The sequence below is a fragment of the Paenibacillus sp. J5 genome, assembly GCF_054955055.1.
Window position 1 is genome coordinate 36,910 of sequence record NZ_JBUEDD010000007.1, and the last position, 26,192, is coordinate 63,101.

Genomic DNA, 26,192 nt, shown 5'->3' on the forward strand with positions numbered 1-26,192 from the left:
TTTCTGTACGCGATCTGGAAACACGTCCGAAAGTATGGCGCTTTTTGTACGGGCATCACGCAAAATGTGGATTTCTCCCCTTTTAAGCACATAGGTATATTTTATGAGTAAATCGCTTTACAATAACGCATACGTTATTGTTTATAATGACTTTGAGGAAGGAGCAGTAAACCATGATACGAGTTGGAGAATTAGCGCAAAAAGCAAGTATCAGCAAAAGAACACTTTATTACTACGAACAAATTGGATTGTTACAACCCACACTTGTTTCAGAAAACGGGTATCGCTATTACGACGAGATTGCCGTACTTTACCTTCAAAAAATTCTGTTGTTGAAATCGATTGGCTATACATTAGAACAAATTAAAGAACTATTCCAAAATCAAAACTATACGAAAGAAAGCGATAATTGGATAGCTTCTTTAAATGAACAAATAGAGCTTATTGAACAGAAAAAAGAAGAATTAAGCCGTAAACAGTATTATCTTAAATCAACCATTCATGCCATTCAACTTAAGGGAACGAGTGGTGTAAAAGATTTATTACTGGTTATTGAGGCGCTGAATGATCGCCCTCTTATAGAAGGTAAGGTACCGGCCGAATTTAGTGATGATTTGCCGTTAACTTCAAGGGAAAGGAGCATACTTAACCGTTTACCTGTTATGGGGAGTAATGATAGTCGAATGGAAGAAATTTTGGCGATTCTTCAACAAGTAAGCGATATGATGCCGGCATCTCCATACTCTTCAGAAGCTCAAGTCGTCGCTGGTCATTTGTATGAGAAGACATTAGAGCTATTTGAAGGTGATGAACAGCTATTAGATAAATATTGGGAACTAATAAGGCCTGCTAATGGTGAGGAGCCCGTAGTGATGGGGATGGATAGCGAATTCATGGCTTATATAGATGAAATGATCAGCTTTTTTCTAAAGCAGAGAGAGGACGAACGACATGAAGAAAAATAGACAAGCATGGTTTATAAAAAAGCACATGGGGCACCTGGTTTTACTGATTGGTGTATTGCTTATGTTGTCAGCTTGCGGAATAGCAAAGGACACGATTGATGGAATGACGGGTGAGGAATCGAAAGAGGAAATGGGTAAGGATTCTGATGTCATCATTGTAGAGGTAGTCATCGAAAGTGATGGCGATTCAGCAACTGATCTTGAGGTAGACATAAATGCTCGTAAGACTCCAGAAAGCGTTTATTTCGATTCCATCGACGTTCCCTATAGAGAGGAATTTGCCGTTTCCAAAGACGCATTTATACCGCTGACTTCCACACAGGTCAAGGCAGAAAAAGCTGACGATGCCAGTTGGATAAGCTGTACCATTCTTTATGACGGTGAAGTGGTAGCGAATCATAGATCTAGAGGAGATAGGGCGCAGGCCGTTTGTGAGAAGACCTTCCGTCTGGGTCCGGGATGAACGTAGGAGCGTTTCTCCAGATAAGCGGTTTAATACAAAAAAGGGGGAACCATTATGTTATTTACAGCCTTGCTGTCAAGCCTTGTCGTGCTGGCATTAATTGATTCCACAAGTTTCGGTACACTGTTGATACCCATTTGGCTACTTATGACTTCTCAACGTGTTCGAGTAGGCAGATTTTTTATTTACTTGTCCACAGTTGTGGGATTTTACTTTTTGGCAGGTCTAATGATCATGTTTAGTGCTGACGCGTTTCTAAACAGATATGGTTCATTGCTTGAATCCCATTCATTTCTGTATGGGCAAATCACTTTAGGAATCGTGTTAATGGTGGTTAGCCAGCTTATGGATACGAAAAAAGCGCGTGCACTTGCTGCGGAACGGGCAGCAAGAGGAGAGGGTCGTATTTTAAAGTGGAGAAATCGTGTTATGGGCGATTCAGTTTCCAGCCAAGGCTCTATCGCTATGCTAATCGGACTTGCGCTGACCGCTGTCGTACTTGAATTAGCAACAATGCTCCCCTACCTGGCGGCGATTGGTCTTATAGCTTCTGAGGGGCCTTCATGGCCGATGTCCGGCATCCTGTTATTCGGTTATTGTATCGTCATGGTTGTACCTGCGTTTGTTCTGCTAATCGGACGACTTATCGCTTATCGTACATTGAAGCGACCTCTTGTCAGATTAGATAGATGGTTAGTAAAAAGCGCCCAAAGTACCACAGCCTGGGTTATTGGCATTGTTGGCTTTCTATTAACTGCGAACGCTATTTATGATCTAGGGTGGGTCGGTTGATTCATTGGCGTAATAATGGAGGTGGGTTCAAGTTTCACGCAAAGAGCCCATGATCATACAGATTTATCCAAGGATTGGTTAAATGGAATAAGGGTATTTCAATATCAACCCAATGATACTATTATTACCTACTTACCTCGCATAGAGGCACAGCTTGATGAATATGTAAGATCCGAAAATTCAGCCATTAAAATTGGGCTCAATCTAAAAATTAGCGGTTGAACTTTTCAACGGGTCTGTCAAGAATTTTGTGTAAACGGAATTAGGCGATAAAGCCCCCGAGGGGGCGACTTCCCCCTCAGCTTAAATGTTGCCCGACCCGATCTGGAAAGAAGACGGAGAGTTGGAGAAGCATCTGTCCCCCAATTCTGTACCCGGCCTGTCCATTTGCGAACAACATCCATCGTAGAGAGATAGAGCATCTTGAGCAAGGCTTCATCGGAAGGAAAATGCTCTTGCCCTTTGTCACCTTACGTAGCTGGCGGTGGTAGCCTTCGATGATGTTCGTCGTATAAATGAGCTTACGAATTTCTGGAGTTACTTGAAGAAGGTGGATAACTCCTCCCAATTCTTACGCCAGGACTTAACAATCAGTGGTCGCGTTATCCAATGGGAACGCAGACTCAAGATTCTCTCACATTATTTCGAACGTTTATACTCAACTATAGCTTGGTTGTTACAGTCTCCAGAATCAACGAACCGATTTCTGGCTGCACCCAAACCAATCACACCAAGTAGTGCAGACGCAACAACCAACAGCATCAGAGGAAGGCCCCAACCATGAGTGACATCGTGTAGAAATCCAATGAATGCCGGACCTAATGCCGCCAGTAAATATCCGATGGACTGTGCCATTGCAGATAGTTCAGCTGCCTGGAGGGCGTTTCGAGTGCGCAGGCCGAAGAACATCATTGATAAGCCGAAGGCAGAGCCACCACCTAGCCCCAGGATTATCACCCAGATCGCTAACCAATAGATACTGCTATAGACAAGACCAAGTGAGCCGATCACAAGTGAAACGGATGTCATAATGACTAATAAATACTGGTTACGCATGCGCCCCGCTACGATAGGAACGATAAAGGCACAGGGAAGGGAAGCCATGATCAGAATGGAGAGATACCACCCTGATTGACTTGAACCAATGCCCTGACTTTGGAGGATTTCAGGAAGCCAAGCGACTAATACATAGAAGATGATAGATTGTATCCCCATAAAGAGTGTAACTTGCCATGCTAACCCAGATCGCCATATCTTCATTGGCTGCTTGCCCGCTTGATTACTTGCGATCGATACGGGTTTGGCTGAAGCTTTGAGCTGTGGCAGCCAAAATAGAATGGAAATCATGCTAAGTACGCCCCATATGCCTAGAGCGCCTTGCCAGCTCAATCCTGCACCTACAGCTAGGGGAATGCTGATCCCTGAGGCGATGGCGCCACATAAATTCATAGAAACAGAATAAATACCTGTCATCGAACCCATGTGCTTCGGGAATTCGCGTTTAATGAGGCTCGGCAGCAAGACATTACATACGGTGATCGCAAGCCCTAGTAGAGCAGTTCCGATATACAAGGTGGCCACGCCTGATAACGAGCGAATCATGATGCCGATGGTCAATATAATAAGGGAAATCAGAATCGAACGTTCTATCCCATACCTTCTTCCTAATTTCGGAATAAAGGGAGACAGCAAAGCAAAGGCAACGAGTGGAACGGTGGTGATTAAGCCAGCCAGCGTGTTTGAGAGCCATAAGTCGTCTCGAATCAGACTGACCAAAGAGCCGACTGAGGTGAGAGGAGTACGCAAGTTTGCAGCGACAATAATAATACCGATGATTAAGAGCCAGCGCTTCAGTGGTATACGAGATTGGTTGTTGGAGATGGTACGATGTTGATCGAGTGATGGTTTGGGTGCATCCATTTGGCTTCCTCCCGGATGTGGCTTTCAAGTATACAAAGATGTCCTTGAGCGAGAACATTGTGTATTAACTCAGTGAGGCGCGAGCTTGTTCAATATAGGCGCGAACAGCTTCTTCAGCTTTCTGACCATTTTGCTCAACAATAGCTTGATAGAGCCGCGTATGTGAGTCGTAATAAATCTTTTCATTGTTCAAGTCGGTTGTTTCTAATATTGTGTGCTGCAATGCCTCAGAAATATGGTTATACAAACTTGACATGAGTGTGTTGTGTGAAGCGGCAATCACACTCTTATGAAAAGCGACATCCCAGTGAGCATAAGCTTTGAGGTCTTGTAGGTCAGCAGCCTGTCTACATTGTTCCAGACAGGTGCGAAGGGCATCCAGATCCTCCTCGCGCCTTCTGGCTGCAGCCAGGATTGCCGCTTCTCTTTCCAGTGCATATCGAACTTCCAAGCTCTCAAGTCTATCTGTATGTTGAATGACCTTCTCGATAACTGCCCCCAGAACGCTAGATGAGCAGACATACGTTCCATCTCCTTGCCTGGTCTTCAGCAGCCCTGCATAAGTCAGAGCTCGAATTGCTTCCCTTAAGGTATTGCGGCTAACTTGAAGTTGTGCCATCAGTTCGGGCTCAGGCGGAATCCGCATCCCCACCTGCCACTCGTTGTTTTCAATCTTCGCCTGAATTTGGCAAGCGACCTGTTCGACCAGAGTCAAACGTTGAGTCTGTATTAACAAAAGTATCACTCCTCATCATTAAACGTAGGATGTTTGGTATATTGGTATTATTATATCAGAACATTCATGCTTTGAGAAGATGAAATTAATAATCGTTATCACAAGGAGGCGGCAATGAAAAGTAGAGTGAGTTTACTTGTTACGCTATCTGTAATTGCACTGATGTGGGTTTTGCATACGGCCTCTAAAAACTTTGTAGTCGATCCTGATTTCACAGTGTTTCTTGGGAATAAGGACATTCAACTTCCGAGTATTGCTCTGTGGTTTATGATGATTCGTATACCTATTATTTTGGCCATTATTGCTCTAATTACCGGCCCCCTTGGTCTTTCTTTAAGCATTAGGATGAAGCGACCTGCTCTGCATCGATGGAATGGACGGATTTATGTACTCTCCATTCTGCTCAATATCTTGCCGGGCTATTATGTTGCGTTTTATGCCAATGGCGGAGTAGCGAGTGTGGTGGGATTTTTAATCCTGAATACACTATGGATGCTTACTACGATCAATGGGTATCGTGCGATACGAAAGAAGCAAGTGAGATTGCATCGGATATGGAGACGGTCATACAGCCTGGCTGTATGGTTGGCTGTTATAATCAATTTATTGGTAGCTGAATGGGTCGTTAGGAAGTCGCGCATTTAAAGGAAAGTTGGTATTTCAGTGAAAATGGTTAGCAGCCAGCTTCGCTGAGTGACTGGTGCGGCCGCTGTCTTGGCTCTGGTTTCAAAGGATGAATATGAAGATAAATACACGATTAGAATTGATTGATTTTCCTCTATACTATGGAGTATTAGAAGTCGCGAATGAATACAAAACTAGGAATACGAAAAGGAAAAATGCCTATGAAAAAAGTTCTATATAAGAGAGAACCACATATCACTTCATACCCCATCTATGCCAATGTGTTATCCATGTTACCGATTAATGAGTATACGGATACATGGATCAATACCAATTTTATTCAATTATTTATTAGAATGAACCCCTTGTATCCAAATGGACTATCCTTTTACTTCCCCTATTTTCTAGAACGTTGTCCCTTCATTATAATGAACAATATAAGCCGGGATTTTGTGAAGCAAGAGCTCAAGAACGACATGATTAATTTTCTTAAAAATGCTATTAATGAGGATAAGTATGTCTATTTTTTTGCAGCCGAATCGCAATTAAGTCTCTCTACCTTTTTTGAGAGGGAGTCTAATTATACGCATGACATTTTTGTTTATGGATATGACGATGCAAGCGAAGTGTTTTATATTTCTGGTTCTTTCAATAATGGCAAATATATAAACGGTACATGTACGTTTGCAGAGATGCAAAGAGCACATGACCATACAGATTTATCCAAGGATTGGTTAAATGGAATAAGGGTATTTCAATATCAACCCAATAATACTATTATCGCCTACCTACCTCACATAGAGGCACAGCTTAATGAATATGTAAAATCCGAAAATTCAGCCATTAAAATTGGAGAGTATTTTTGCTTTACAGATATTTTCGGGATCAATGTCTATCATGAATTGGTTCATATCATGGACACAATGTATACGGAACATCTGCAGTTTGAGGATGTGAGATATTTTACTTTTCTATGGGAACACAAAAAATGTATGGTTCAACGTTTAGAGTGGCTAAGGCAAAGGGAGTTCATTCGTTCGGAATCCTTAGAGGGATATATTCAAGAATATCGTCTGATGGAGGAGATGTCGAAAGTACATACATCCCTATTCATTAAGTTTCTAGTGAACTCTGATCAGGCGATATTAAAGAAACTATCAGTGGAATTAAAAGAAATCTATAATCGCGAGAAATTCATTTTGACGGAATTGATCCTTTTAATCGCTGGTTCTTATAAGGATGTTAGCTGAGGCTGACTAACGTAGTTTTCTGCAAGTCTGACATACCAATAGGCAAGCAATCCGTTAACAGCGTCATGCTTGCCTGTGGCATGTAAGAGCGATAGTCTGATTGTTAACGTCCAGTCAGCATTTTCACGACTTCCTGAATCTGCAGTTCTAGTGAGACGGGGTCATTGCCCCAGAACAGATCGGGATCGAGCTTGAATACACGGTTGTTTTTTACAGCATCGAGTGAGTTCCAGAGACTCTGGTTGTCCCCCCATATATCAGAAATCAAATCGCCTTAATCAATAAAAATATAGTCTCCTGGGTATTCATCAAGGATCTCATAGGAAATTTGCCGATAGGCTTCTTTGCCAATCATCTCTTCCTGCTGCTTGGCCGGGGGCCTCAGTTGTAGATGACGGTACAGTGCTTCGCCGCCGCGATAGCCTCCATCCCCATAAACATAAAAGCCCTTGTCTACCACAAACACACCCATAGCCGCAAAACTGTAAGAGGAGAGCAGACTTGGGCGATTATGCGTCTTGTAATCATCTGAGCCCGTCATCCCAAGACAAAGAACCCACCCGCAGACACACCTGCAGGTGGGTTCCCCTTAGAAATCAATTAAGCATAGCCGACTAAGATTTGGAGCACAGACCTAATTGCCAAGCAGCTTTACAGCCTATGTTGCAGGCTGCCATAACGGGCGGTAATGCTGCAAATACAAGGCAGGCAACAGGACAGGCCAAAGACCCTGATAAGGAGCAGCCCCAATATGTCCAGTCAATGTCTAAAGTCGTTATGTCACCATCGAATTGCCCTAGCTTACTAACGGCATTCAGTTTAAGCAAAGTTAATTCTCGCAAACTTATTTCAGAAGTTCCTTCTTGAGAATCGATGATCTCAAAACCAATGGTTTCTGGCTGATCGATATTCATGTTATCCTTCAATTGAACCAGTTGGAGGGATTGAAGTTGCCCGTGCTCATTTATTTTTCCGCTAAGTGAAGCATACTCTGAATCGGTCTCAATGGAAAACGTGTAGCTTGTTACTCCCTCTTCGACAATTTCAATTACTTTATAATTCTTCAAGCCTTCGACAAGAATACTCTGCTGAGCAAGAAAGGAAACAAAAGAGTCTTCGGATACGACATGTTGTGCAATGAACTCCTTGGCTGCTACAGTAGGAAGAACTAGAATAGAATCCAAACCGGAGGCTTGTTTGGCTTGATCTAAAGTCGTGTCGGTAATTTCTACTCCTGAAGCACAGCAACCACATTCACTTGGCGGTGGAGTCTGAGGTGCGGAATCGAGAGCATACGCTGATGAAAAGGTTCCGAGTAAAAATACGAAAACGAATAGGACAGATAGCACTTTTTTTACCATTAGATCTCCCGCCTTCATTATCATTTTATGGAATAAAGAGTTTTCTCAAAAAGCTTGAATTTTTCCAATCAAAATAAAGAGCAAGGCCAGTCGTGAAGATCATTAGCGTAAACGGAATGAAGAGCGCTCCGATCGAAAATTGGTTCAAAAGCATATAGCAAAATATGAAGGAAATAGGCATATAGACAATAAAGTTTGTAATGGCAACCTCCTTGAAGAAAGACTGGTCGAAACGATACTTATAAAAGCTTATAGTCGTACCGATGAGAAGCAACAGTATGATACCGGCATGGAGCCAAAAGGAAGGTTGTAATTGGCCTGCAGCCATTTGTTGATACAGGTCATTATTAAGTGTCCAGCCAATAGTCAGGATGAATGGCATAAAACCCATGCTGCGTTTTAATGTCCCTGCTGTCGGGGATAAAGAGCTCTCGATTCCCTTCATTTCCTTCTTCACAACGTCCTTTGGATTGCCCAAATCCACCAGATATTGCTTGAATTGATCTGAGGAAATATCTGTATGCAATTGTTGTTCTATTTGCTGTTGATACGCTGCATACAACTCCTGTTTTCTCTTCGGACTTAATTCGCTGATCCAGATATAATACTCTAGTGAGCGTAAATATCTGTTGCTCGCTTCATGTCTATCCATTCATCAACCTCCTTAAAATCGATGGGTCTTTAGATTCCTGCACGGTTAGATGGCCAAGTGAAAGCTTTTATCTGAACCGTTAGGTTCAATTAACCCATATTAAGTTTAATTTGCTAACAGACATACATCAATCGGTCTAATTACCTAATTTTATAAATTTTAATATTTAATTACAATTCAAATGCAAATGCATGTCATACTCTCCATCCACTCCTTGCACACTACGCAAGCCTCGGCTTCTGATGTGCTTCCTTTCATTCATGGTATAATTAGAGAACATTGTCTACAGTTGGTGAAGGAATAGTGGGGGAATAGAATGCATACGATTATGCTTGTTGAGGACGATCCCAAATTGGCAGCGTTGCTGCTTTCTTATTTGGAGCGATACGGTTATAGGGTACGCGCGGCGGATGATTTCGGTGCAATCCTCAGACAGTTCGAGGAGATTCAGCCAGATATGGTGCTGCTCGATATTAACCTGCCGCGCTTCGATGGCTATTACTGGTGCCGACAGATTCGCACGCTGTCCACCTGTCCAATTCTGTTCATCTCAGCCCGTGCAGGGGAGATGGATCAGGTGATGGCGCTGGAGAATGGTGGAGATGATTATATTACGAAGCCATTTCATTACGAGGTTGTGATGGCCAAAATTCGCAGCTTGCTTCGTCGCGCTTATGGTGAATATGCCGCGAAGCCGCAGGAGCGGGTCTGTGAGCTGGAAGGACTGCTCTTGTATCCCGAGCGTCTGGAGCTGGAATTGGACGGCAGCCGCGCTGCGCTTACGAAGAAGGAGGCGGATATTATCGAGCTGCTGATGATGCATGCACCCCGGTACGCCAGCCGGGACGAAATTCTGGAGAAGCTATGGGATGATCAAAGCTATGTGGATGAGAATACGCTCAATGTCAACATCGCCCGCGTGCGCCGCAAGCTGCTGGAGCTGGGTATTCACGATGGCGTGGAGACGCTGCGCGGTACAGGCTACCGACTCGTGCCTTCATGGCGGGAGCTGGAGCGATGAGACTGTTCTTGCGCGACCATCTTCCGCTGCTGCTGCTTCAACCGCTTATCATCGGTGTCGTGCTGCTCATCTGCTGGCTGGACAACAGCCGCAGCGTGGCAGTTGCCCTGTATGCCATCTTTCTCGGCTTGTTTCTGTTCGCAGTCTATCTGGTGTTCCATTATGCGTCGCACAGACACTATTATAGACGCTTGTCTGAGCCGGCATCTACGATGGATCAGATGCTGGAGCCGCTCGGACAAGCTCCCGCTCCGCAGGCGCTGCAGACGCTGCTGCTCGCACAATACCAGCTCTTGCAGCAGCAGTTGACCGATTCGCAGCAGCAACAAAATACGCATCGGCTATTTATGAATCAATGGGTGCATCAGATGAAGACGCCGCTTGCCGTGATCGAGCTGACCTTGCAGCAGGAAGCGGCATCGCCGCATACCGCCAGCATTCGCGAGGAGCTCGACCGTCTGCGCACCGGACTGGATACCGTATTATATGCTGCGCGACTGCAATCCATCGAGCACGATTTCCATATTAAGCAGGTATCGCTGGCCACTGCTGCCGACCAGGCCGTGCAGGAGTGCAAGCGGCTATTCATCCGCAGCCTCGTCTATCCCTCGATTAAGGGAGATAAGACGCTGCTGGTGAGAACCGATGAGAAGTGGCTCGTGTTCATCATCGTGCAGTTGCTGACCAATGCGATCAAATATTCTGCAGGAGAGCATAAAAAAGTCGAGCTTGTACTTGGCGAGCAACGTGGACATGCCGTACTGGAAGTACGGGATGAAGGCGAGGGCATCCCCCGCGCCGATCTACGCCGTGTGTTCGAGCCCTTCTACACTGGAGATAACGGAAGACGGCACCGGGAAGCAACCGGGATGGGGCTGTATCTGGTGAAGCGAGCCTGCGATCATCTGCACCATGAGGTAGAGCTGGAGTCCGCGCCGGGTCAGGGCACCACAGTCCGCCTGCTGTTCCCATCCTGGGAGGGTGGAAGCCGGATGAACGAATCCCCGTCGATTGAGCTCGATTCCTAATCTTACACAGATGTAAGATTGATGAAATGCAAACCGATAGCAGCATGGCCCTTTGAGCTGTACAGTAGAGGTAGACAATAAGACAAAGGGGAGAACGCGAAGTCATGGAAATGCTGCAAGTAAAGCAGGTCAGCAAAGTATACGGAACCAAGCTGGCGTACCGGGCACTAAATGGATTGAATCTATCGGTGGATGAAGGAGAGTTCGTTGGCATCATGGGGCCTTCGGGCAGCGGCAAAACGACATTGCTTAATCTGATTGCGACCATTGATTCGCCTACATCGGGCGAGATTCTAATTAACGGGAACGACCCGCATAAGCTGGGACGCAATGAGCTGGCGCGCTTCCGGCGGCGGGAGCTGGGATTCGTATTCCAGGACTTCAATCTGCTCCATACGCTGACGGTAGCGGAGAATATTGTGCTGCCGCTGACGCTGGACGGAGCGAATATGAGCCTGATGAAGGAGCGGCTGACAGCAGTCGTCCGCAAGCTGGGGATCGAATCGATCGTCGATAAGCGCGTCTATGAAATATCCGGGGGGCAAGCGCAGCGGTCTGCCATCGCGCGGGCAATCATTCATCGTCCCAAGCTGCTGCTGGCGGATGAGCCGACTGGCAACCTCGATTCCAAGGCAGCACGCGATGTCATGCAGACGCTGGAGGCCATCAACAAGCATGATCGGACGACGATGCTGCTTGTGACGCATGACCCCGTAGCGGCCAGCTATTGCTCCCGAGTTGTCTTTATCAAGGATGGCAAGCCGTTCGCAGAGATTCATCGCGGTGAACAGCGGCAAGCCTTCTTCCAGAAAATTATCGATACGCTGTCGCTGCTGGGAGGTGATGCAAGTGACCTTTCGTCAGTTCGCCTTCCATAATGTACTGCGCAACAAGCGACTGTACGCCGCCTTCTTCTTCAGCAGCATGTTTTCGGTGCTTGTGTTTTTCGTCTATGCCGTGTTCGCCTTCCATCCGGCGCTGGCATCGGAAAGTCTGAATCAGTCGGTAGCCAGAGGGCTGCATACGGCAGAGGCGATCATCTATATCTTCGCGATCTTCTTCGTGCTGTATTCGATGAGCTCATTCTTGAAGTCTCGGCAGAAGGAGTTCGGGCTGCTGGTCATGCATGGCATGAGTACTCTACAGCTTAGGCTGATGATTTTCATCGAAAATCTGCTGATCGGCCTGTTCTCCACGCTGGGCGGCATCGCGCTGGGGCTGGTATTCGCCAAGGCCATTCTGCTGTCGGCGGAAAATATGCTCAAGCTGGATCAGAGCTTGCCGTTCTATTGGCCCAAGGAGGCGATCCTGCTTACCTTAGGCGCCTTCGTGCTGCTGTTTGGCGTCATTTCACTGTCCACCGTGATGCTGATTCGCGGGAAGAAGATCATTGAGCTCATCAAAGGCTCCAGTATTCCCAAGTCAGAACCGCGCGCTTCGATTGTGCTGTCTTTGCTGGCTGCCTTGCTATTAGGTGCGGGCTACGTCGTTGCGTTGATAACCAAAGGAATTGAAGTGACGATCGCCTTCATCCCGGTGACGGTCGTCGTCATTATCGGCACCTATTTTTTGTTCACACAGCTTAGCGTATACGTAATTAATAGCCTCAAGCGCAGAACACGCTTGTTCTGGCGGCGCACCAATATGCTGACTTTAAGCGACCTGTCTTATCGAATGAAGGATAATGCGCGCACCTTTTTCATCATTTCTATTATTTCGACCGTCGCCTTTACCGCGATCGGCACACTGATCTGCTTCGGGGCGCTGATGATGCGGGGAATCGATGAAGGTCAGCCATTTGATATGCAATATCTGTCTTCAGAACAGCAGCCGTCGCAGGAGGTGGAGGCCATCCGCAGCTATCTGGGCACGGAGGCGCCGGAATACAAGCAATTCCGCATCGAGATCGGCTATTACGGCGAAGGAGGGGCTATTATCGTGATGCCGCTGTCCTCATATAATGTGCTTGCCGAGGAATTGGGCAGCACAATGTATGAGCTAACGGGCGATGAAGCGATTGCAGTCCGCCGCAACAATGCATTCATAAGCACAGGCAGCATCACTTCACTGGAACCAGTAGGGGTGCATCAGGGGGCTGTCCTGAAGCCCGTGGAGGAAACGAAGAGCGGCGTCGTTCCGTTGTATCAGACCTACTATATTGTTGCTGATGACTTCTTCGCGCGATTGGATAAGCCGCAGATGATGAAGAGCTATTATTTCTGGAACCTTCCTCGTGATGCGGATGAGCTCAAGGCGGGGCGGGAGCTGAATGAACAGTTGCAACAGGCAGGATTGAAGAGTTATGCATTCGGAGCCAAGGCCTATGACAAAGACCAAATGCTGCGCAGCTATAATGTCGTTCTCTTCATTGGCTTGTTCATCGGTGTGATCTTCTTTGTCGCGGCAGGAAGCTTCCTTTATTTCAGGCTTTACCAGGATCTCGATGATGACAAGCGAAAATTCGCAATGATTGTCAAGTTGGGATTGACCAGAGGCGAGCTGTCTCAGGTCATTACGAGACAGATGCTGCTGCTCTTCTTCGCCCCGGTTGCTGTGGCGCTCATCCACGGCGCAGTTGCACTGACGGCGCTGCAGCATATGTTCATGTCATCGCTCGTTACCGAGGCAGCGCTAGTGCTCGGCAGCTTCCTGGTGATTCAGGTGATCTACTTCCTGATTGCCCGCTTCTATTACATCCGCAGCATCCGGCAGGCTGTCCAGATATAATCCACGTCTGAAGACTGTATTCTCCCAAGAGAGGTTGCAACTGGCGTTGTCTCCGGTACAATGAGGATATGGATGTTAAGGGAGGCATAATGGATGGCAAGCTCGATTCAAATGAAAGAGTTGACCTTAGGCGTATGCTACTACCCGGAGCATTGGCCCGAGGAGCTATGGGCGGATGATTTCCGGCGAATGAGAGAGATGAATCTATCGGTCATTCGGCTCGCGGAGTTTTCCTGGGCGATGCTGGAGCCGGTGGAGGGGCAATTCGATTTCCGATTTTTCCAGCGCGTGATGGATTTGGCGTATCAATATGGCTTGCAGGTCATCCTGGGAACGCCGACTGCGACACCTCCTGCCTGGCTTACGCATCGATATCCCGAGGTGCTCAATGCGAGCAGAGAGGGCGTCTTGTATCGGCATGGCATGCGCCGCCATTACAACTACAGCAGTCCCAAGTACAGGGAGCTGTGCGCGCGCATCGTCCGAAATATGGTGGAGGCGTATAAGGATCACCCAGCGGTGATCGGCTGGCAGATTGACAACGAGCTCAACTGTGAGATCAATGAGTTCTATGCCGAGGCGGATCATCAGGCGTTCCGGCAATGGCTCCAGGCTCGATATGGCACGCTGGATCAACTGAATAAAGCGTGGGGCACCGTATTCTGGAGCCAGACCTATACGGACTGGGAGCAGGTGCATCTGACACGACCGATGGTCAGCACGTCGCCCAACCCGCATCTGGCGCTGGATGAGAAGCGGTTCATCTCCGATAATGCGATTTCCTTCGCCAAGCTGCAAGCGGATATTATCCGTGAGCTCGCGCCACAGCATTGGGTGACGACGAATGGCACCTTCGGACATCTGGACAGCCATAAGCTGACGGACGAGCTGCTGGATTTCTTTTCTTATGATTCTTACCCGCAGTTTGCTACGCTCTCGTCCGGGACGGAGGAGAATCCGCTTGGCGACCGCGTCTGGAGCATGAATCTGTCCAATGTTCGCTCGATATCTCCGAATTTTTGCGTCATGGAGCAGCAATCGGGGCCGGGGGGATGGGTTGACCGGATCGAGATGGGCACCCCAAGGCCGGGACAGATTCGGCTATGGTCCTATCAGTCCGTGCTGCACGGCACGGATCTGCTGGTCTACTTCCGCTGGCGCACGACGACGATGGGGACGGAGATTTATTGGCATGGGATTAACGATTACCATAATCGGCCCAACAGGCGAGTGCGCGAGGTCGCGCAGGTCGGGGAGGAGTTGGCCAGAGTCGGCTCGCTGCTTGCGGGAACCGTCTACCAGGCGGAGGTAGCGCTCATGCAGAGCTATGACAACATGTGGGATGGAGAACTGGACAGATGGCATGGCCCGCTCCAGTGGCAGAGCATGCGCTCATGGTACAAGCAGCTCCAGTATCGGCACATCCCAGCGGATGTCATCACTCTGCGGGAGAGGACGACGATTGAGGAGCTGCTGCGTTACAAGGTCATCATCTACCCTCACCCGGCGATTATGACCGATGAAACCGCGAAGCTGCTGACTCAGTATGTGCAGCGCGGCGGCACCTTGTTGTTCGGCGCACGTACCGGCTACAAGGACATCCATGGCCAATGCTACATGCGGCCCTTCCCTGGGCCTGTAGCTGAATTATGCGGCATTACAGTGGAAGACTTCACGCTCGTCAAGGGTAGTGTGCGCGCTGCGGAGCTGCAATGGGAGGGCAGTCGCAGTCAACTGCCAGCTTGTACTGCTGCTGTAGGATTCAATGAGGTGCTGCAGGTGGAGGACGCTGCTGTTGAGGTGATGGCACGCTATGCGACAGAGTATTACCGCGGCAAGCCTGCGCTTACGAGGCGGACAGAAGGGCAAGGGGCAGTGTGGTACTATGGCGCCGCGTATAGCGAGCCGGTCGTGGATGCGATCATCGATGAGCTGGGCTTGACCGCACCGTTCGATGACTGGCTGGAGGTGCCTGCTAACGTCGAGGCGGGCATTCGCTCAGCGGACGGTCGCTCGTACCTGTTCTTGTTGAATTATTCGGAGCAGCCTGCGCAGTTGGTGCTGAAAAAACCGGCAGTCGATCTGCTGAGTGGAGTGAAGCTGGACGGGACGTTGGAGCTGCCTGGGTATGATGTGCTCGTAATAGAGGTATAAGAGAGAAGGCGCTAGGCAGCGAAATGCCGGATAGCGCCTTTTATTCATGAGCATAACTGCTCCTGTTCATCCAGTTGCTTCATTTTGCTTCACGATGTCCACAGACACCTGATTGACCAGCCTGCCGATGCCATCTAGCGTCAGAGCGGTGGACGCGGCAAGCCTGCCATAAGGTGCAGAAGTGCTGTAGTTCCACATGCACGGAAGTGTGGGGGAAATGATAGAAAATCGTAGGTCGATTGTAATGCCGAGTTAGGAAATTAGTGCTATAATAGAATAAAAACAAGGCTGGGTGGAGAATATGACACGTCCGAATACAACGATCTATGAGGCGCTTGGAGGAGAGGCGGTCATCCGCCGGCTGGTGCAGGCTTTTTATCCTAGGGTTCAGGCTCATCCGTTGCTGGGGCCTATATTTCCGGAAGACATCAACCCCGTGATGGAGAAGCAATATATGTTCTTGACCCAGTTCTTCGGCGGGCCGCAATTATACTCCGATGCCCACGGTCACCCGATGATGCGCGCGCGTCATATGCCGTTCCCGATTACTGAGGAGCGTGCGGACGCCTGGCTGAGCTGTATGGGAGCCGCCCTCCTCGAGATTGGGATTGAGCGTGAGCTTGCTGAGTATGTGCTTGAGCGTCTTTCTGGCCCTGCCTATCATTTCATAAATACTGGAAGCGAGGTTGAGTAATATGGCTATTTCGATGGAAGCATTAGACCCGCTTTATACGACACATGTCCGCTGTGCTTGCTGTGAAACACCATTTACAACCTCAAGGATGAGATCAAGCTTCAAGAAATCGATCCATATGGATAGTGATTTTTGTTCTTACTATAAGGATGACAACAACCCGGATTATTACGTAGTCAGAGTATGCCCGTATTGCGGCTTCGCCTCGACCGAGAACTCTACATCGGCGCTGACGGAGGGGCAGAAGATGAGCTATCTGGCCAAGCTGGGGGCGAACTGGTCGCCGCGCGACTACAGCGGCAAGCGGACACGCCAGCAGGCTATGGAATGCTACAAGCTGGCTCTGCTGTGCGCCCAGGCGATTGGCGATAAGGAACGGATTATTTCGGGTCTGCTGCAGCATATTGCCTGGCTGTACCGCTATACAGGGGAGAAAGAGCTGGAGCAGCGCTTTTTGCGGTTTGCGCTGGATTCGTACATCGCAGTGTATGAGAACGAGACGGGCTCGCTCAATAATGCGAAGCTGATGTATCTCATCGGGGAGCTGCACCGGAGGCTCGATAACCCGGCCGAGGCTGTGAAATGGTTCTCGCGAGTCATCCATAACAAATCGATTACGGATGGGGCCATGATTCAGCGTTCCCGGCAGCAATGGCAACTGCTGCGTTCGCAATTCGATGAGAGCGAGCTGCCGGAAACGATGCAGCAGCATGCCTGAGCCAAGCTACCGGGGCACCCTGCTGTTAGCCAGCAGGTAGTCCTGATCAGCGTCGATGATTGTAGGTCGGTAATGGCAGCAGGGGAAGACGAGCAGCCGTTTCTTGCCATCTTGAATCTCCTGAAGGTCGCTTGGCCGCAGCGGGAGCAGCACATTGTCCTGCTTGCAGGAGGGACAGGATGAGACATACAGATCATTCATAATGCGTTCATATGGAATGCAATTCTCAAAGGGGATCACGCTGTCGGGTCCTCTTTTTTGCTGTTCGCATCTGCTGGGCTGTGCCCGCCCGCAGCTTGCTCCCCGGCAGCGAGCTCAGCGAGCTTCTGCAGCAAAATATGGCGCGGCATATGCATCAGATGCTCGATGGGAACCTTTAACTGCTCGGAAAGCTTGATGGCGGTCTCGGGCGATATTTGCAATGGCTTGGACATTCGTATTTCCTCCCGGTTCTGAATTATAATAGAGACATATTTATGTTATACACTGCTTGCATCATTTGCGCAAATGAGGAGGCATGTCTGTCGAGCAAGGAGGCTTACGCAAAGCCGAAGAGGAGAAAGGAAGAAGAAAAAGAAGAAGAGGAGCTGTATATCTGATGAAGAAGATCCCGATGCGATGGAATCTGGATACGATCTATGCAGGCGGGTCGGAATCTCCGGCCTTCCATAGCGAGCTGACAGGTCTGGAGCGCGATATTGCCGCACTGGGCGGCTCGCTGGACGAGTCGAGCAAGCAGGAGGTGTCTAAGGAGATCGTGCTGTCGTGGACAGCACAAATGCAGTCGATTCTGCTGCGGCTCCGTGAGTCCGAGTCCTATGTGTCCTGTCTGATGGCTCAAGATGTGAAGGATACGAAGGCGGTTGGATGTAACGATCGCGTGAAATCATTGGCTGCGGCCTTCACGGGCGTGCTGTCGGCTTTCGATGCGCAGTTGCGCCTCATTGATGATGTACAGTGGAAGGCGTGGCTGGGCGAGGGTGAGCTGAGTGAGCTGGCTTATAATCTGAATGAGCGGCGCGAGCTGGCGAAGGAGAAGCTGGCTCCGGAGCAGGAAGCGCTCATTAGCGAGCTGGCGGTGGATGGTTATCACGGCTGGGGCGACCTGTATAATACGATCGTAGGTCGTGCCCGCTTTGCCAGCATCGATGAGCAAGGCCAGGAGCAATGGCTGTCGGCAGGGCAGATGCATAATCGGCTGACGAGCAGTGACAAAGCGATGAGAGAGGCGGCATTTCGGGAGTGGGAGCGCGAATGGGGCGAGCAAGCCGAGCTCTGCGCCGAGGGACTGAATCGGATCGCCGGCTTCCGGCTGAAGCTGTATGACAAGCGCGGTTGGAGCGATGTGCTGAAGGAGCCGCTGGCAATCGGACGCATGAGCAAGGCGACACTGGATGCGATGTGGTCGGCGGTGGAGGCGGGCAAGCCGGAGCTGATCAAGTATCTGAAGCGCAAGGCGGAGCTGCTCGGCACGGAGAAGCTGGCTTGGCCTGATGTGGAGGCGCCGCTCGGCGCTGCGGCGCGCAAGATATCCTATGAGGAGGCGGCGGCCTTCATCGTGGAACGGTTCCGCGCCTTCAATCCCGACATGGCTGAATTCGCAGTGAGAGCCTTCGAGGAAGGCTGGATCGAGGCGGAGGATCGGGGCGGCAAGCGACCGGGCGGCTTCTGCACCTCGCTCCCCAAGAGTCGTCAGACCCGCATCTTCATGACATTCTCAGGAACCGCTGATAATGTCGCTACGCTGGCCCATGAGCTGGGTCATGCCTATCACCAGCATGTGATGGATGACCTGCCGCCGCTCCAGCAGGAGTATGCAATGAATGTGGCGGAGACCGCCTCGACCTTTGCAGAGCTGATCGTCGCGGATTCAGCGCTCAAGCTGGCGCAAGATCCGCAGGAGAGGCTTGCGCTGCTGGAGGATAAGCTGAGCCGCTCTGTCGCTTTCTTCATGAACATTCATGCGCGTTATTTATTCGAGACGGCATTCTATGAGCAGCGGCGCAGCGGCATGCTGTCCGTGCCGGAGCTCAATGAGCTGATGGAGCAGGCGCAGCAGCAGGCGTTCTGCGGTGTGCTGGGCAGCACGCACCCGACCTTTTGGGCGTCGAAGCTGCATTTTTATCTGACAGATGTGCCGTTCTACAATTTCCCGTACACCTTCGGCTATCTGTTCAGCAACGGCATCTATGCGCGGGCACTGGAAGAAGGGCCGGCATTTGCAGACCGGTATATCCAGTTGCTGCGTGATACAGGACGGATGGATGTTGAGGAGCTGGCGGCAGCGCATCTGGGGGTACGGCTCGATGATGCTTCATTCTGGGGAGAGGCTGTGAGGCGGTGTACAGCGGATGTGCAGGCATTTCTTGAGATGACGGACGGTTCTGGAGAGGCGGTTCAGCCGTAAGCACGGCAGATAATGAATAATAGGGATGACTTAAAGCAAGCTCAGGAGGCGAGGAACTCCTGGGCTTGTTTGGGTTGGAGGAGCCTTGGCGCGAGTCGCGAGTATTTATCATCGGATCTTATAGCATTGAAAAAAAACATTTATGAACAATAATCCGGTTATTTATGTCGTCATATTGTGCGATAAAAATAAATATGATACATTAATTACAATAGTTCATCTTAAATATGCTGTGAATTTGTATGGTGCTGTGTGAAAGGAGGGCTGCGTTATCGAATTGTCTGCGCGTCAGTTAGAGATCATGGATCTGGTGAAGCTGCATGCGCCGATTACAGGCGAGCAATTGGCCGAGCTGCTTGGGGTGAGCAGGCCGACGCTGCGTTCCGATCTGTCCTTGCTCGTCATGCTGGGATGGTTGGACGCCAAGCCTAAGGTCGGTTATTTTCTTGGTACCGCATATCGGCAGGATAATGTGGCTCTGGAGAGCTTCAAGACCCAGCTTGTGCGCGAGGTGCAGGGGCTGCCGGTCAATATCGCCGATACGATCTCCGTTCATGATGCCGTGGTAACACTGTTCATGGAGGATGCGGATACATTGATTGTGGTTAACGACCAGAAGCGATTTGTCGGCATCGTGACACCGAAGGATCTGCTCAAGGTTACTCTGGGCAACCCGAATGCTCCGGTTATTCCCGTCAGCATGGTGATGACACGATACCCGAATATTGTTACCGTCTCGCCGGATGATCCGGTTACGGAAGCGATTCGCAAGATGATTGTGCATCAGCTCGACTGCCTGCCCGTTATTGTCGGGGGCGCTGGCGAGGGCGCGCCGGAGGTTGTCGGCTCAGTAAGTAAGACCAATGTCGTTCATTTGTTGAAGGATCTGGTCACGGCATCGGAATAGGAGGACATCAAAACGTATGAAAGCATATAAAACCATCTATGCCTGCTCCGATGCGATTGGGGAAACGGCAGAGGCGGTCGCCAGAGCGACGATGAGACAGTTTCCAGGGAGCGAGGTGAGATTGAAGCGTTATGGCCACATCCGCTCCGAGGAGGAGATTGTCCACATTGTCAGGGAAGCGGCGGAGACGGGCGGGTTTATCGCCTTCACGCTGGTGCAGCCTGAGCTGCGCGAGATGATGAAGGAGGAGGCGCTGCGCTGCGGCGTACCCGTCGTGGATGTGATGGGGCCGATGATGCAGACCTTCATTGATGTGTTCAACGGCTATCCCAAGCGCCAGCCCGGCCTGCTTCATGCGCTGGATGAGGATTATTTCCGTCGAATCGAAGCGATGGAATTCGCAGTCAAGTTCGATGACGGCAAGGATGCCCGCGGCCTGCTGCAGGCCCAGGTGGTATTGGTCGGCGTGTCCCGCACCTCGAAGACGCCGCTGAGCATTTTCCTCGCGCATAAGGGCATCAAGGTGGCGAACTTTCCGATTATACCGGAGGTGAAGGTGCCCGAGGAGCTGGACCCGCAGCCTGGAAGATTGATTGTGGGCTTGACGATGAAGCCGGATCATATGATTAACATTCGCAAGGAGCGGCTCAAGGCGATGGGGCTGCCGCCCGCCTCCCAATATACTTCTCTGGAGCGCATCCATCAGGAGCTGGAGTATGCGGCCAAGATCATGGAGCGAGTTCAGGCTCGGGTCATTGATGTGACCGACCGGTCGATCGAGGAAACCGCAGGCATCGTGACTACGTGGCTGAGCGAGCTGAATCGCTCTTAAACCTGCGCTGCGAGTCATACCGTATACAATGTGCCCGATAAGGCGAAGCTGGCAACTATACAAGGGGGAACTGAGATGGAGAGAGAACTTGCACTGGAGCTTGTACGGGTTACGGAACTGGCTGCGCTGGCGTCAGCGCCCTGGATGGGGCGCGGCGATAAGAATAGTGCCGATGGCGCGGCGACGGAGGCAATGCGCCGTATGTTTGATTCGGTATCGATGCGGGGAACGGTCGTCATCGGCGAAGGCGAGATGGACGAGGCGCCGATGCTCTATATCGGGGAAGAGGTCGGCAATATGCAAGGGCCGCAGGTCGATGTGGCTGTCGATCCACTCGAGGGCACGGTGCTTGTAGCCAAGGGGCTGAACAATGCGATGTCCGTACTGGCCATTGCTCCCAAGGGCAGGCTGCTGCACGCTCCAGATATGTATATGGAAAAGCTGGCTGTCGGCCCTGCGCTTGCAGGCAAGCTGAGTCTGCTGGACCCGGTGCGCACGACAGTAGAAAAGGCAGCGCTTGCGCTCGGCAAGCCGCTGTCCGATCTGACGGTGATGATTCTCGATCGCGACCGTCATGAGAGCATCATCACGGAATTGCGTAGCTGCGGGGTGCGGATCAAGTTTTTGTCTGCTGGCGATGTGGCTGGCGCGATGGCTCCCGCCTTCCCTGAGACAGGCATTGACTTGTATCTTGGCTCGGGCGGCGCGCCTGAGGGCGTGCTGGCAGCCGCTGCGCTGAAATGCCTGGGCGGAGAAATCCAGGGTCGGCTTATGCCGGAGGATGATGAGCAGTTCGAGCGTTGCCTCGGCATGGGATTGCAGGACCCGCGCAGACTGCTGACGATGAATGACATGGTTGGCGATGACGATGTCATCTTTACGGCAACCGGCATTACGCCGGGGGAGTTCCTAGGTGGAGTCCGCTATTTGCCAGATCAGCGGGCGGAGACCGATTCTGTAGTCATGCGGGCCAAAACCCGCACCATACGCTATATTAAGTCGCTTCATTATTTGCCCAATAAATCATTGCTGCGAAATGTCTAAACCACATCACACAAGGAGGTCGTTGTATGGATCGTACATTTGTAATGGTCAAGCCTGATGGAGTAAAGCGTGGATTAATTGGTGAGATCGTGGCTCGCTTCGAGCAGAAGGGGTTTCAGTTGAAGCAGGCCAAGGTATTGCATATCTCACAAGAGCTTGCTGAGCAGCATTATGTAGAGCACCGCGAAAAGCCTTTCTTCGGTGAACTGGTAGACTTTATTACGTCCGGCCCGGTATTTGCGATGGTATGGGAGGGCAAGCAGGCGGTCAAGAATGCTCGCTCGATCATCGGCAAGACGAATCCGCAGGAGGCCGCGGCGGGAACGATCCGCGGAGATTTCGCGCTGGATGTAGAGAGTAATATTGTGCATGGCTCGGACTCGGATGAGAGCGCGGCTCGAGAGATCGCCCTGTTCTTTGGGGAATAATTCTCGATAATTCAGGGATCAGCGGTTGTTCTCGAATCGAGATATTGTTGGCAGAACACTGTTGTTGAGATACCAGGTCGTAACGCCACAGGTGCGCTACATAGATGAGCTACATAGATGAGCCTTCACCTGATTTATGATTTTTTAATTGACGGGTTTGTTCAAATATGGTAGATTATCCTCAATATGAATTGTACGTATGCGGAAGCACCGCAAACTCACGTAGGTAATACGTGGTTTGTGGTGCTTTTTTTTGCATGCTTGGGAGGTTAGAGAGTCATGAGAACCTATTCGCTGATCGTTGCAGCCAGGGAGCAGGAGTATGTTCGCCGGCTGGCCGAATATATGCGGGATTCGCCGGCTGCATCCGGCTGGCAGGTGACGGCCTGCACGAAGCCGCAGTCGCTGCGGCAATATATCAAGAGCGGCTATCCGGCTGATCTGCTGCTGATTCAGCCCGAATTTCAGGCGGAGATTGATGATGTAACGGGGAGGGATATGCCGATTGTACTGCTCGTTCCCTACACGATGGACGCAGGTCTCCCTTGCATCGTGCAGTACCAGGCGCTGCCCAAGCTTGTGCAGCAGTTGAACCGGCAGATCGGCCGTATAGGCAGGGAAATGGAGCGGCGCGGTGGAGACGATGCGCTTGTGCTCTCGATCTTTTCCACGATGGGGGGGATGGGCAAGACCACCTTGGCGATCAATCTGGCGAAGGAGGCGGCGGAGCAAGGCAAGCGGGTGTTCTACTTCAATCTGGAGCCTTATAATGCCTCGTCGCTCTATCTGCAAGAGCAGCAGGGCGATAGCGAGGAGAATCTGTCGCGTCTGCTCTATGTGCTGCAAGCTCAGCCTCAGCAGGCGAGCCGACAGCTTGCGTCCAGCATTAGACATGATGTGGCGCTGGGGATCGATTATTTCGCGCCTGCTGCAAGCCCGGAGGAGCGGCTGAAGCTGTCGCCCAGACTGGCGTTAGCTGTGCTGTCGGAGCTGGTGTCGTCCGGTCGGTATGAGTTGATTATTCTGGACCTCGATTCACGCTTGGATGAGGTAGCGTCCGAGCTGATGGGGGCTAGTCATCTGCCGCTCTGGCTCACTGGGGGCGATGCGACAAGCCGAGCCAAGCTGGAGCTGATGCTGCAGCATGGGAGGTCGCGCTGGGGCGGCGCCTTTGCTGCAATCGAGCACAAGCTGAGGACACTGCAGGTGTACAGCCTCCAGCCTGGTCGTAAGGCGCATCTGCTGCCGGGAGCTGCTCAGCACGCGGAGGGGACAGCGGAGACGGAGATTTCCTTGCCTTATATATCGGAATGGCGGAACCATCATGACCCGCTGCAGCTTCTGCAATCGCCATTATATCGTGGAACTGTGCAACGCATCATCAGACATTGGCTATGGCCGGAAGGAGGGAGGGCGGATGCTGGAGAGAGCGGCGCATTCGTTGCGAGAGCGCGTCAGGCAGCAGATTGATCTTGGCGGCTCGGTCTCGGATCAGAGCCTGATGAGCATCATTGAGCGCACGGTATTCGACTGGTGCAAGGAACAGGCGCAGCCGCTCACCTCCAGTGAACAGGTGGCGCTCGTGCGCAGGCTGTTTCATTCCTTCCGCGGGATGGATGTGCTGCAGCCGCTGATGGATGACCCGACGGTGACGGAGATTATGATTAACGCACATGATGAAATCTTCATCGAGCAGCACGGGCGGATGAGCCGTTGCCCCGTTTCCTTTGAGAGCCGTCAGCGGCTGGAGGATATTATTCAGACCATCGTGGCGGGAGTGAATCGCGTCGTGAACGAATCCACCCCGATTGTCGATGCGCGCTTGCCCGACGGCTCCAGGGTGCATGTCGTGCTCCCGCCGATCGCGCTGAAGGGGCCGACGCTCACGATCCGCAAGTTCCCGGCGAAGCCGCTGCTGATGGCGGATCTGATCGCAGTAGGCGCTCTGAACGAGCGAACGGCATCGATGCTGGAGAGGCTGGTGGCTGCCAAGTACAACCTGTTCATTAGCGGAGGCACCGGCTCTGGCAAGACGACCTTTCTTAACGCATTGTCACAGGCGATTCCGCCGGATGAGCGGTTGATTACGATCGAGGATTCCGCGGAGCTGCAGATTACACGGATCGCCAATCTGGTATCGCTGGAGACGCGCAACGCGAATACCGAGGGGCGGGGAGAAATCCCCATTCGCGAGCTGATCCGTGCTTCGCTGCGGATGCGGCCAAGCCGCATCATTGTCGGCGAGGTGCGCGGCGGAGAGGCGCTCGATATGCTACAGGCGATGAATACCGGACATGAGGGCAGCTTGTCCACTGGCCATGCCAATGGAGCAAGAGACATGATCAGCCGTCTGGAGACGATGGTGCTCGCTGCGGCGGAGCTGCCCTTGCCGGTGATCCGACAGCAGATCGCTTCTGCGCTGGATATTATCGTGCATCTGTCGCGCTTGCGGGACGGCAGCCGCAAGGTAGTCGAGATTAGCGAGGTATTGGATGTCCGGGAGGGTGAAGTGCAGTTGTCTCCGCTCTATCGCTTCGAGGAGGAAGGGGAGCAGCAGGGGAAAGTGACAGGCGGGCTGGTCTGGACAGGCAACCGACTGCAGCAGAATGACAAGCTGGCTGCTGCCGGTATGGATGTGGACAAGGAGGAGTGGGCGTCTTGAAGCTTTCCTTTAGAGTCAGCAATGGCAAGAGTGGAGCACAGAAGAATGATAGTGGCAGGCTGCCCATCTATACGGAGCTGGAGCTGACGGTGAGCCAACGAATTGCTGCCATATGCGCCGGGTCAGCGCTATGCTTCGCTGCGGGGTATATCTTCTACCATTCTATATGGATTGCGGCGCTAATCGGGGCCGCCGGCCTGCGCATGCCGCGGCTGTATCGCCATTATCTGCTGCAGCGTAGACGGAATCAGCTCAAGCAGCAGTTCAAGGAGGCGCTTGTATCGCTGTCCTCCTCCCTTGCGGCTGGGCGCTCCGTGGAGAATGCTGTGCTGGCTGTTCCAGCAGATCTCAAGTTTATCTACGCCGATATGGATAGCGATATGCTCAGAGAGCTGGACATTCTTCGTCTCCGGCTCGAGAATGGGGAGCCGCTGGAGCTTGGCCTGCAGGATTTTGCCGATCGGGCCATGGTGGAGGAGATTACACAATTCGTGGATGTATTCTGCATCGGCAAGCGCTCCGGCGGCGACCTGATCGAGATTATCCGCCAAACCTCGCAGATGCTTGGCGAGAAGCTGGAGATACAGCAGGAGCTTGCGGTGATGATCGCGCGCAAGAAGTTCGAGAGCCGAATCATGATTGCAGTCCCCTTCGTGTTTCTGGCGCTGCTCGGACTGGCCTCCCCCGATTACTTGGAGCCATTGTATCAAGGCCGCGGCTACGTGCTGCTGACGGTATCGCTGGCTGTATTGCTGGGTTGCTATTGGTGGATCTTCAAGCTCACTGACATCAAAATGTAGGAGGAAT

At 51.1% G+C, this 26,192-nt stretch carries 27 protein-coding genes and 1 pseudogene; 20 read left to right on the plus strand and 8 right to left on the minus strand.

Annotation, left to right across the window (positions count from 1 at the left end; genetic code table 11):
- Positions 1 to 173: 173 nt before the first annotated feature.
- Genes ACY1JZ_RS14160 through ACY1JZ_RS14170 form a run of 3 tightly spaced genes read left to right on the plus strand, consistent with a single transcriptional unit; the run spans position 174 to position 2,220 of the window.
- A complete protein-coding gene (locus ACY1JZ_RS14160) occupies positions 174 to 965 on the plus strand; it encodes a MerR family transcriptional regulator (RefSeq protein WP_270169205.1) in 792 nt (263 codons plus the stop codon).
- The gene (locus tag ACY1JZ_RS14165; RefSeq protein WP_270169207.1) at positions 952 to 1,428 is read left to right on the plus strand and encodes a hypothetical protein; all 477 of its coding nucleotides are present in this window, start codon (positions 952 to 954) and stop codon (positions 1,426 to 1,428) included. The genes ACY1JZ_RS14160 and ACY1JZ_RS14165 overlap by 14 nt, the downstream gene beginning before the upstream one ends.
- 54 nt (positions 1,429 to 1,482) lie before the next feature.
- On the plus strand, positions 1,483 to 2,220 hold the full coding sequence (locus tag ACY1JZ_RS14170; RefSeq protein WP_462629725.1) for a GAP family protein: 738 nt from the start codon (positions 1,483 to 1,485) through the stop codon (positions 2,218 to 2,220).
- Positions 2,221 to 2,518: 298 nt separating this feature from the next.
- On the opposite strand, the pseudogene ACY1JZ_RS14175 reads toward ACY1JZ_RS14170, so the two are convergent.
- The 3 genes and pseudogenes from ACY1JZ_RS14175 to ACY1JZ_RS14185 all read right to left on the minus strand — a co-directional run.
- A pseudogene (locus ACY1JZ_RS14175) lies at positions 2,519 to 2,802 on the minus strand (transposase); the annotation flags it as partial.
- 57 nt (positions 2,803 to 2,859) lie between these two features.
- Entirely contained in the window at positions 2,860 to 4,140 is a 1,281-nt protein-coding gene (locus ACY1JZ_RS14180) for a CynX/NimT family MFS transporter (RefSeq protein WP_462629726.1), read from the minus strand.
- Positions 4,141 to 4,204: 64 nt separating this feature from the next.
- Positions 4,205 to 4,876, minus strand: coding sequence for a FadR/GntR family transcriptional regulator (locus ACY1JZ_RS14185; RefSeq protein WP_462629728.1), 672 nt, complete (start codon positions 4,874 to 4,876; stop codon positions 4,205 to 4,207).
- Between the two features lie 114 nt (positions 4,877 to 4,990).
- Between ACY1JZ_RS14185 and ACY1JZ_RS14190 the strand changes: the two genes are divergently transcribed.
- Both ACY1JZ_RS14190 and ACY1JZ_RS14195 read left to right on the plus strand, forming a co-directional pair.
- Positions 4,991 to 5,521, plus strand: a complete 531-nt coding sequence (locus ACY1JZ_RS14190; RefSeq protein ID WP_462629729.1) for a DUF2306 domain-containing protein — start codon at positions 4,991 to 4,993, stop codon at positions 5,519 to 5,521.
- 200 nt (positions 5,522 to 5,721) lie between these two features.
- Entirely contained in the window at positions 5,722 to 6,750 is a 1,029-nt protein-coding gene (locus ACY1JZ_RS14195; protein WP_462629731.1) for a hypothetical protein, read from the plus strand.
- Between the two features lie 274 nt (positions 6,751 to 7,024).
- Here the strand turns inward: ACY1JZ_RS14195 and ACY1JZ_RS14200 are convergent, their stop codons facing one another.
- From ACY1JZ_RS14200 to ACY1JZ_RS14210, 3 genes are all read right to left on the minus strand, one after another.
- Complete coding sequence (locus ACY1JZ_RS14200; RefSeq protein WP_462629733.1) at positions 7,025 to 7,291, minus strand: TroA family protein; 267 nt, start codon at positions 7,289 to 7,291, stop codon at positions 7,025 to 7,027.
- Positions 7,292 to 7,364: 73 nt separating this feature from the next.
- Entirely contained in the window at positions 7,365 to 8,111 is a 747-nt protein-coding gene (locus ACY1JZ_RS14205; protein WP_462629735.1) for a hypothetical protein, read from the minus strand.
- A gap of 25 nt (positions 8,112 to 8,136) precedes the next feature.
- Positions 8,137 to 8,763 carry a hypothetical protein gene (locus ACY1JZ_RS14210; RefSeq protein WP_462629736.1) on the minus strand — a complete coding sequence of 209 codons (627 nt, stop codon included), beginning with the start codon at positions 8,761 to 8,763 and terminating at the stop codon, positions 8,137 to 8,139.
- Positions 8,764 to 9,079: 316 nt separating this feature from the next.
- Between ACY1JZ_RS14210 and ACY1JZ_RS14215 the strand changes: the two genes are divergently transcribed.
- The 7 genes from ACY1JZ_RS14215 (at position 9,080) to ACY1JZ_RS14245 (ending at position 17,105) form a co-directional block, all read left to right on the plus strand.
- On the plus strand, positions 9,080 to 9,784 hold the full coding sequence (locus ACY1JZ_RS14215) for a response regulator transcription factor (protein ID WP_462629737.1): 705 nt from the start codon (positions 9,080 to 9,082) through the stop codon (positions 9,782 to 9,784).
- The gene (locus tag ACY1JZ_RS14220) at positions 9,781 to 10,812 is read left to right on the plus strand and encodes a sensor histidine kinase (protein WP_462629738.1); all 1,032 of its coding nucleotides are present in this window, start codon (positions 9,781 to 9,783) and stop codon (positions 10,810 to 10,812) included. The genes ACY1JZ_RS14215 and ACY1JZ_RS14220 overlap by 4 nt, the downstream gene beginning before the upstream one ends.
- 110 nt (positions 10,813 to 10,922) lie before the next feature.
- The gene (locus ACY1JZ_RS14225; RefSeq protein WP_270172354.1) at positions 10,923 to 11,690 is read left to right on the plus strand and encodes an ABC transporter ATP-binding protein; all 768 of its coding nucleotides are present in this window, start codon (positions 10,923 to 10,925) and stop codon (positions 11,688 to 11,690) included.
- Positions 11,662 to 13,539: an FtsX-like permease family protein gene (locus ACY1JZ_RS14230; protein WP_462629739.1), complete on the plus strand. Its 1,878-nt coding sequence runs from the start codon at positions 11,662 to 11,664 to the stop codon at positions 13,537 to 13,539. The genes ACY1JZ_RS14225 and ACY1JZ_RS14230 overlap by 29 nt, the downstream gene beginning before the upstream one ends.
- 93 nt (positions 13,540 to 13,632) lie before the next feature.
- A complete protein-coding gene (locus tag ACY1JZ_RS14235) occupies positions 13,633 to 15,693 on the plus strand; it encodes a beta-galactosidase (protein WP_462629741.1) in 2,061 nt (686 codons plus the stop codon).
- Between the two features lie 301 nt (positions 15,694 to 15,994).
- A complete protein-coding gene (locus ACY1JZ_RS14240; RefSeq protein ID WP_270169232.1) occupies positions 15,995 to 16,387 on the plus strand; it encodes a globin domain-containing protein in 393 nt (130 codons plus the stop codon).
- A gap of 13 nt (positions 16,388 to 16,400) precedes the next feature.
- The gene (locus ACY1JZ_RS14245) at positions 16,401 to 17,105 is read left to right on the plus strand and encodes a DUF2225 domain-containing protein (RefSeq protein ID WP_462629976.1); all 705 of its coding nucleotides are present in this window, start codon (positions 16,401 to 16,403) and stop codon (positions 17,103 to 17,105) included.
- Positions 17,106 to 17,111: 6 nt separating this feature from the next.
- Here the strand turns inward: ACY1JZ_RS14245 and ACY1JZ_RS14250 are convergent, their stop codons facing one another.
- Together ACY1JZ_RS14250 and ACY1JZ_RS14255 are read right to left on the minus strand one after the other, a co-directional pair.
- Positions 17,112 to 17,345 (minus strand): hypothetical protein, encoded by a 234-nt coding sequence (locus ACY1JZ_RS14250; RefSeq protein ID WP_270169233.1) that lies wholly within the window; start codon positions 17,343 to 17,345, stop codon positions 17,112 to 17,114.
- The gene (locus ACY1JZ_RS14255) at positions 17,342 to 17,539 is read right to left on the minus strand and encodes a YycC family protein (RefSeq protein ID WP_270169234.1); all 198 of its coding nucleotides are present in this window, start codon (positions 17,537 to 17,539) and stop codon (positions 17,342 to 17,344) included. The genes ACY1JZ_RS14250 and ACY1JZ_RS14255 overlap by 4 nt, the downstream gene beginning before the upstream one ends.
- A 164-nt stretch (positions 17,540 to 17,703) precedes the next feature.
- On the opposite strand from ACY1JZ_RS14255, the gene ACY1JZ_RS14260 reads away from it, so the two are divergent.
- The 8 genes from ACY1JZ_RS14260 (at position 17,704) to ACY1JZ_RS14295 (ending at position 26,185) form a co-directional block, all read left to right on the plus strand.
- A complete protein-coding gene (locus tag ACY1JZ_RS14260; protein WP_462629743.1) occupies positions 17,704 to 19,512 on the plus strand; it encodes a M3 family oligoendopeptidase in 1,809 nt (602 codons plus the stop codon).
- Between the two features lie 277 nt (positions 19,513 to 19,789).
- Positions 19,790 to 20,419 (plus strand): CBS domain-containing protein, encoded by a 630-nt coding sequence (locus ACY1JZ_RS14265; RefSeq protein WP_333485651.1) that lies wholly within the window; start codon positions 19,790 to 19,792, stop codon positions 20,417 to 20,419.
- A 16-nt stretch (positions 20,420 to 20,435) separates the two neighbouring features.
- Positions 20,436 to 21,251: a pyruvate, water dikinase regulatory protein gene (locus ACY1JZ_RS14270; RefSeq protein WP_462629746.1), complete on the plus strand. Its 816-nt coding sequence runs from the start codon at positions 20,436 to 20,438 to the stop codon at positions 21,249 to 21,251.
- 75 nt (positions 21,252 to 21,326) lie between these two features.
- The gene (gene glpX / locus ACY1JZ_RS14275; RefSeq protein WP_270169237.1) at positions 21,327 to 22,295 is read left to right on the plus strand and encodes a class II fructose-bisphosphatase; all 969 of its coding nucleotides are present in this window, start codon (positions 21,327 to 21,329) and stop codon (positions 22,293 to 22,295) included.
- A gap of 26 nt (positions 22,296 to 22,321) precedes the next feature.
- A complete protein-coding gene (ndk, locus tag ACY1JZ_RS14280) occupies positions 22,322 to 22,723 on the plus strand; it encodes a nucleoside-diphosphate kinase (protein ID WP_270169238.1) in 402 nt (133 codons plus the stop codon).
- A gap of 279 nt (positions 22,724 to 23,002) precedes the next feature.
- Complete coding sequence (locus tag ACY1JZ_RS14285; protein ID WP_462629749.1) at positions 23,003 to 24,193, plus strand: nucleotide-binding protein; 1,191 nt, start codon at positions 23,003 to 23,005, stop codon at positions 24,191 to 24,193.
- Positions 24,141 to 25,385, plus strand: coding sequence for a TadA family conjugal transfer-associated ATPase (locus ACY1JZ_RS14290; RefSeq protein ID WP_270169240.1), 1,245 nt, complete (start codon positions 24,141 to 24,143; stop codon positions 25,383 to 25,385). Before ACY1JZ_RS14285 ends, ACY1JZ_RS14290 begins: the two co-directional genes overlap by 53 nt.
- On the plus strand, positions 25,382 to 26,185 hold the full coding sequence (locus tag ACY1JZ_RS14295; RefSeq protein ID WP_462629750.1) for a type II secretion system F family protein: 804 nt from the start codon (positions 25,382 to 25,384) through the stop codon (positions 26,183 to 26,185). The genes ACY1JZ_RS14290 and ACY1JZ_RS14295 overlap by 4 nt, the downstream gene beginning before the upstream one ends.
- Positions 26,186 to 26,192: the final 7 nt, after the last annotated feature.

Coding starts and splice junctions, on each gene's coding strand:
- ndk (WP_270169238.1), top strand. CDS start 22,322: ATGGATCGTACATTTGTAATGGTCAAGCCTGATGGAGTAAAGCGTGGA.
- ACY1JZ_RS14210 (WP_462629736.1), bottom strand. CDS start 8,763: ATGGATAGACATGAAGCGAGCAACAGATATTTACGCTCACTAGAGTAT.
- ACY1JZ_RS14215 (WP_462629737.1), top strand. CDS start 9,080: ATGCATACGATTATGCTTGTTGAGGACGATCCCAAATTGGCAGCGTTG.
- ACY1JZ_RS14170 (WP_462629725.1), top strand. CDS start 1,483: ATGTTATTTACAGCCTTGCTGTCAAGCCTTGTCGTGCTGGCATTAATT.
- ACY1JZ_RS14240 (WP_270169232.1), top strand. CDS start 15,995: ATGACACGTCCGAATACAACGATCTATGAGGCGCTTGGAGGAGAGGCG.
- ACY1JZ_RS14190 (WP_462629729.1), top strand. CDS start 4,991: ATGAAAAGTAGAGTGAGTTTACTTGTTACGCTATCTGTAATTGCACTG.
- ACY1JZ_RS14165 (WP_270169207.1), top strand. CDS start 952: ATGAAGAAAAATAGACAAGCATGGTTTATAAAAAAGCACATGGGGCAC.
- ACY1JZ_RS14290 (WP_270169240.1), top strand. CDS start 24,141: ATGCTGGAGAGAGCGGCGCATTCGTTGCGAGAGCGCGTCAGGCAGCAG.
- ACY1JZ_RS14245 (WP_462629976.1), top strand. CDS start 16,401: ATGGAAGCATTAGACCCGCTTTATACGACACATGTCCGCTGTGCTTGC.
- ACY1JZ_RS14285 (WP_462629749.1), top strand. CDS start 23,003: ATGAGAACCTATTCGCTGATCGTTGCAGCCAGGGAGCAGGAGTATGTT.
- ACY1JZ_RS14205 (WP_462629735.1), bottom strand. CDS start 8,111: ATGGTAAAAAAAGTGCTATCTGTCCTATTCGTTTTCGTATTTTTACTC.
- ACY1JZ_RS14260 (WP_462629743.1), top strand. CDS start 17,704: ATGAAGAAGATCCCGATGCGATGGAATCTGGATACGATCTATGCAGGC.
- ACY1JZ_RS14160 (WP_270169205.1), top strand. CDS start 174: ATGATACGAGTTGGAGAATTAGCGCAAAAAGCAAGTATCAGCAAAAGA.
- ACY1JZ_RS14195 (WP_462629731.1), top strand. CDS start 5,722: ATGAAAAAAGTTCTATATAAGAGAGAACCACATATCACTTCATACCCC.
- glpX (WP_270169237.1), top strand. CDS start 21,327: ATGGAGAGAGAACTTGCACTGGAGCTTGTACGGGTTACGGAACTGGCT.
- ACY1JZ_RS14220 (WP_462629738.1), top strand. CDS start 9,781: ATGAGACTGTTCTTGCGCGACCATCTTCCGCTGCTGCTGCTTCAACCG.
- ACY1JZ_RS14235 (WP_462629741.1), top strand. CDS start 13,633: ATGGCAAGCTCGATTCAAATGAAAGAGTTGACCTTAGGCGTATGCTAC.
- ACY1JZ_RS14270 (WP_462629746.1), top strand. CDS start 20,436: ATGAAAGCATATAAAACCATCTATGCCTGCTCCGATGCGATTGGGGAA.
- ACY1JZ_RS14200 (WP_462629733.1), bottom strand. CDS start 7,291: ATGACGGGCTCAGATGATTACAAGACGCATAATCGCCCAAGTCTGCTC.
- ACY1JZ_RS14225 (WP_270172354.1), top strand. CDS start 10,923: ATGCTGCAAGTAAAGCAGGTCAGCAAAGTATACGGAACCAAGCTGGCG.
- ACY1JZ_RS14180 (WP_462629726.1), bottom strand. CDS start 4,140: ATGGATGCACCCAAACCATCACTCGATCAACATCGTACCATCTCCAAC.
- ACY1JZ_RS14255 (WP_270169234.1), bottom strand. CDS start 17,539: ATGTCCAAGCCATTGCAAATATCGCCCGAGACCGCCATCAAGCTTTCC.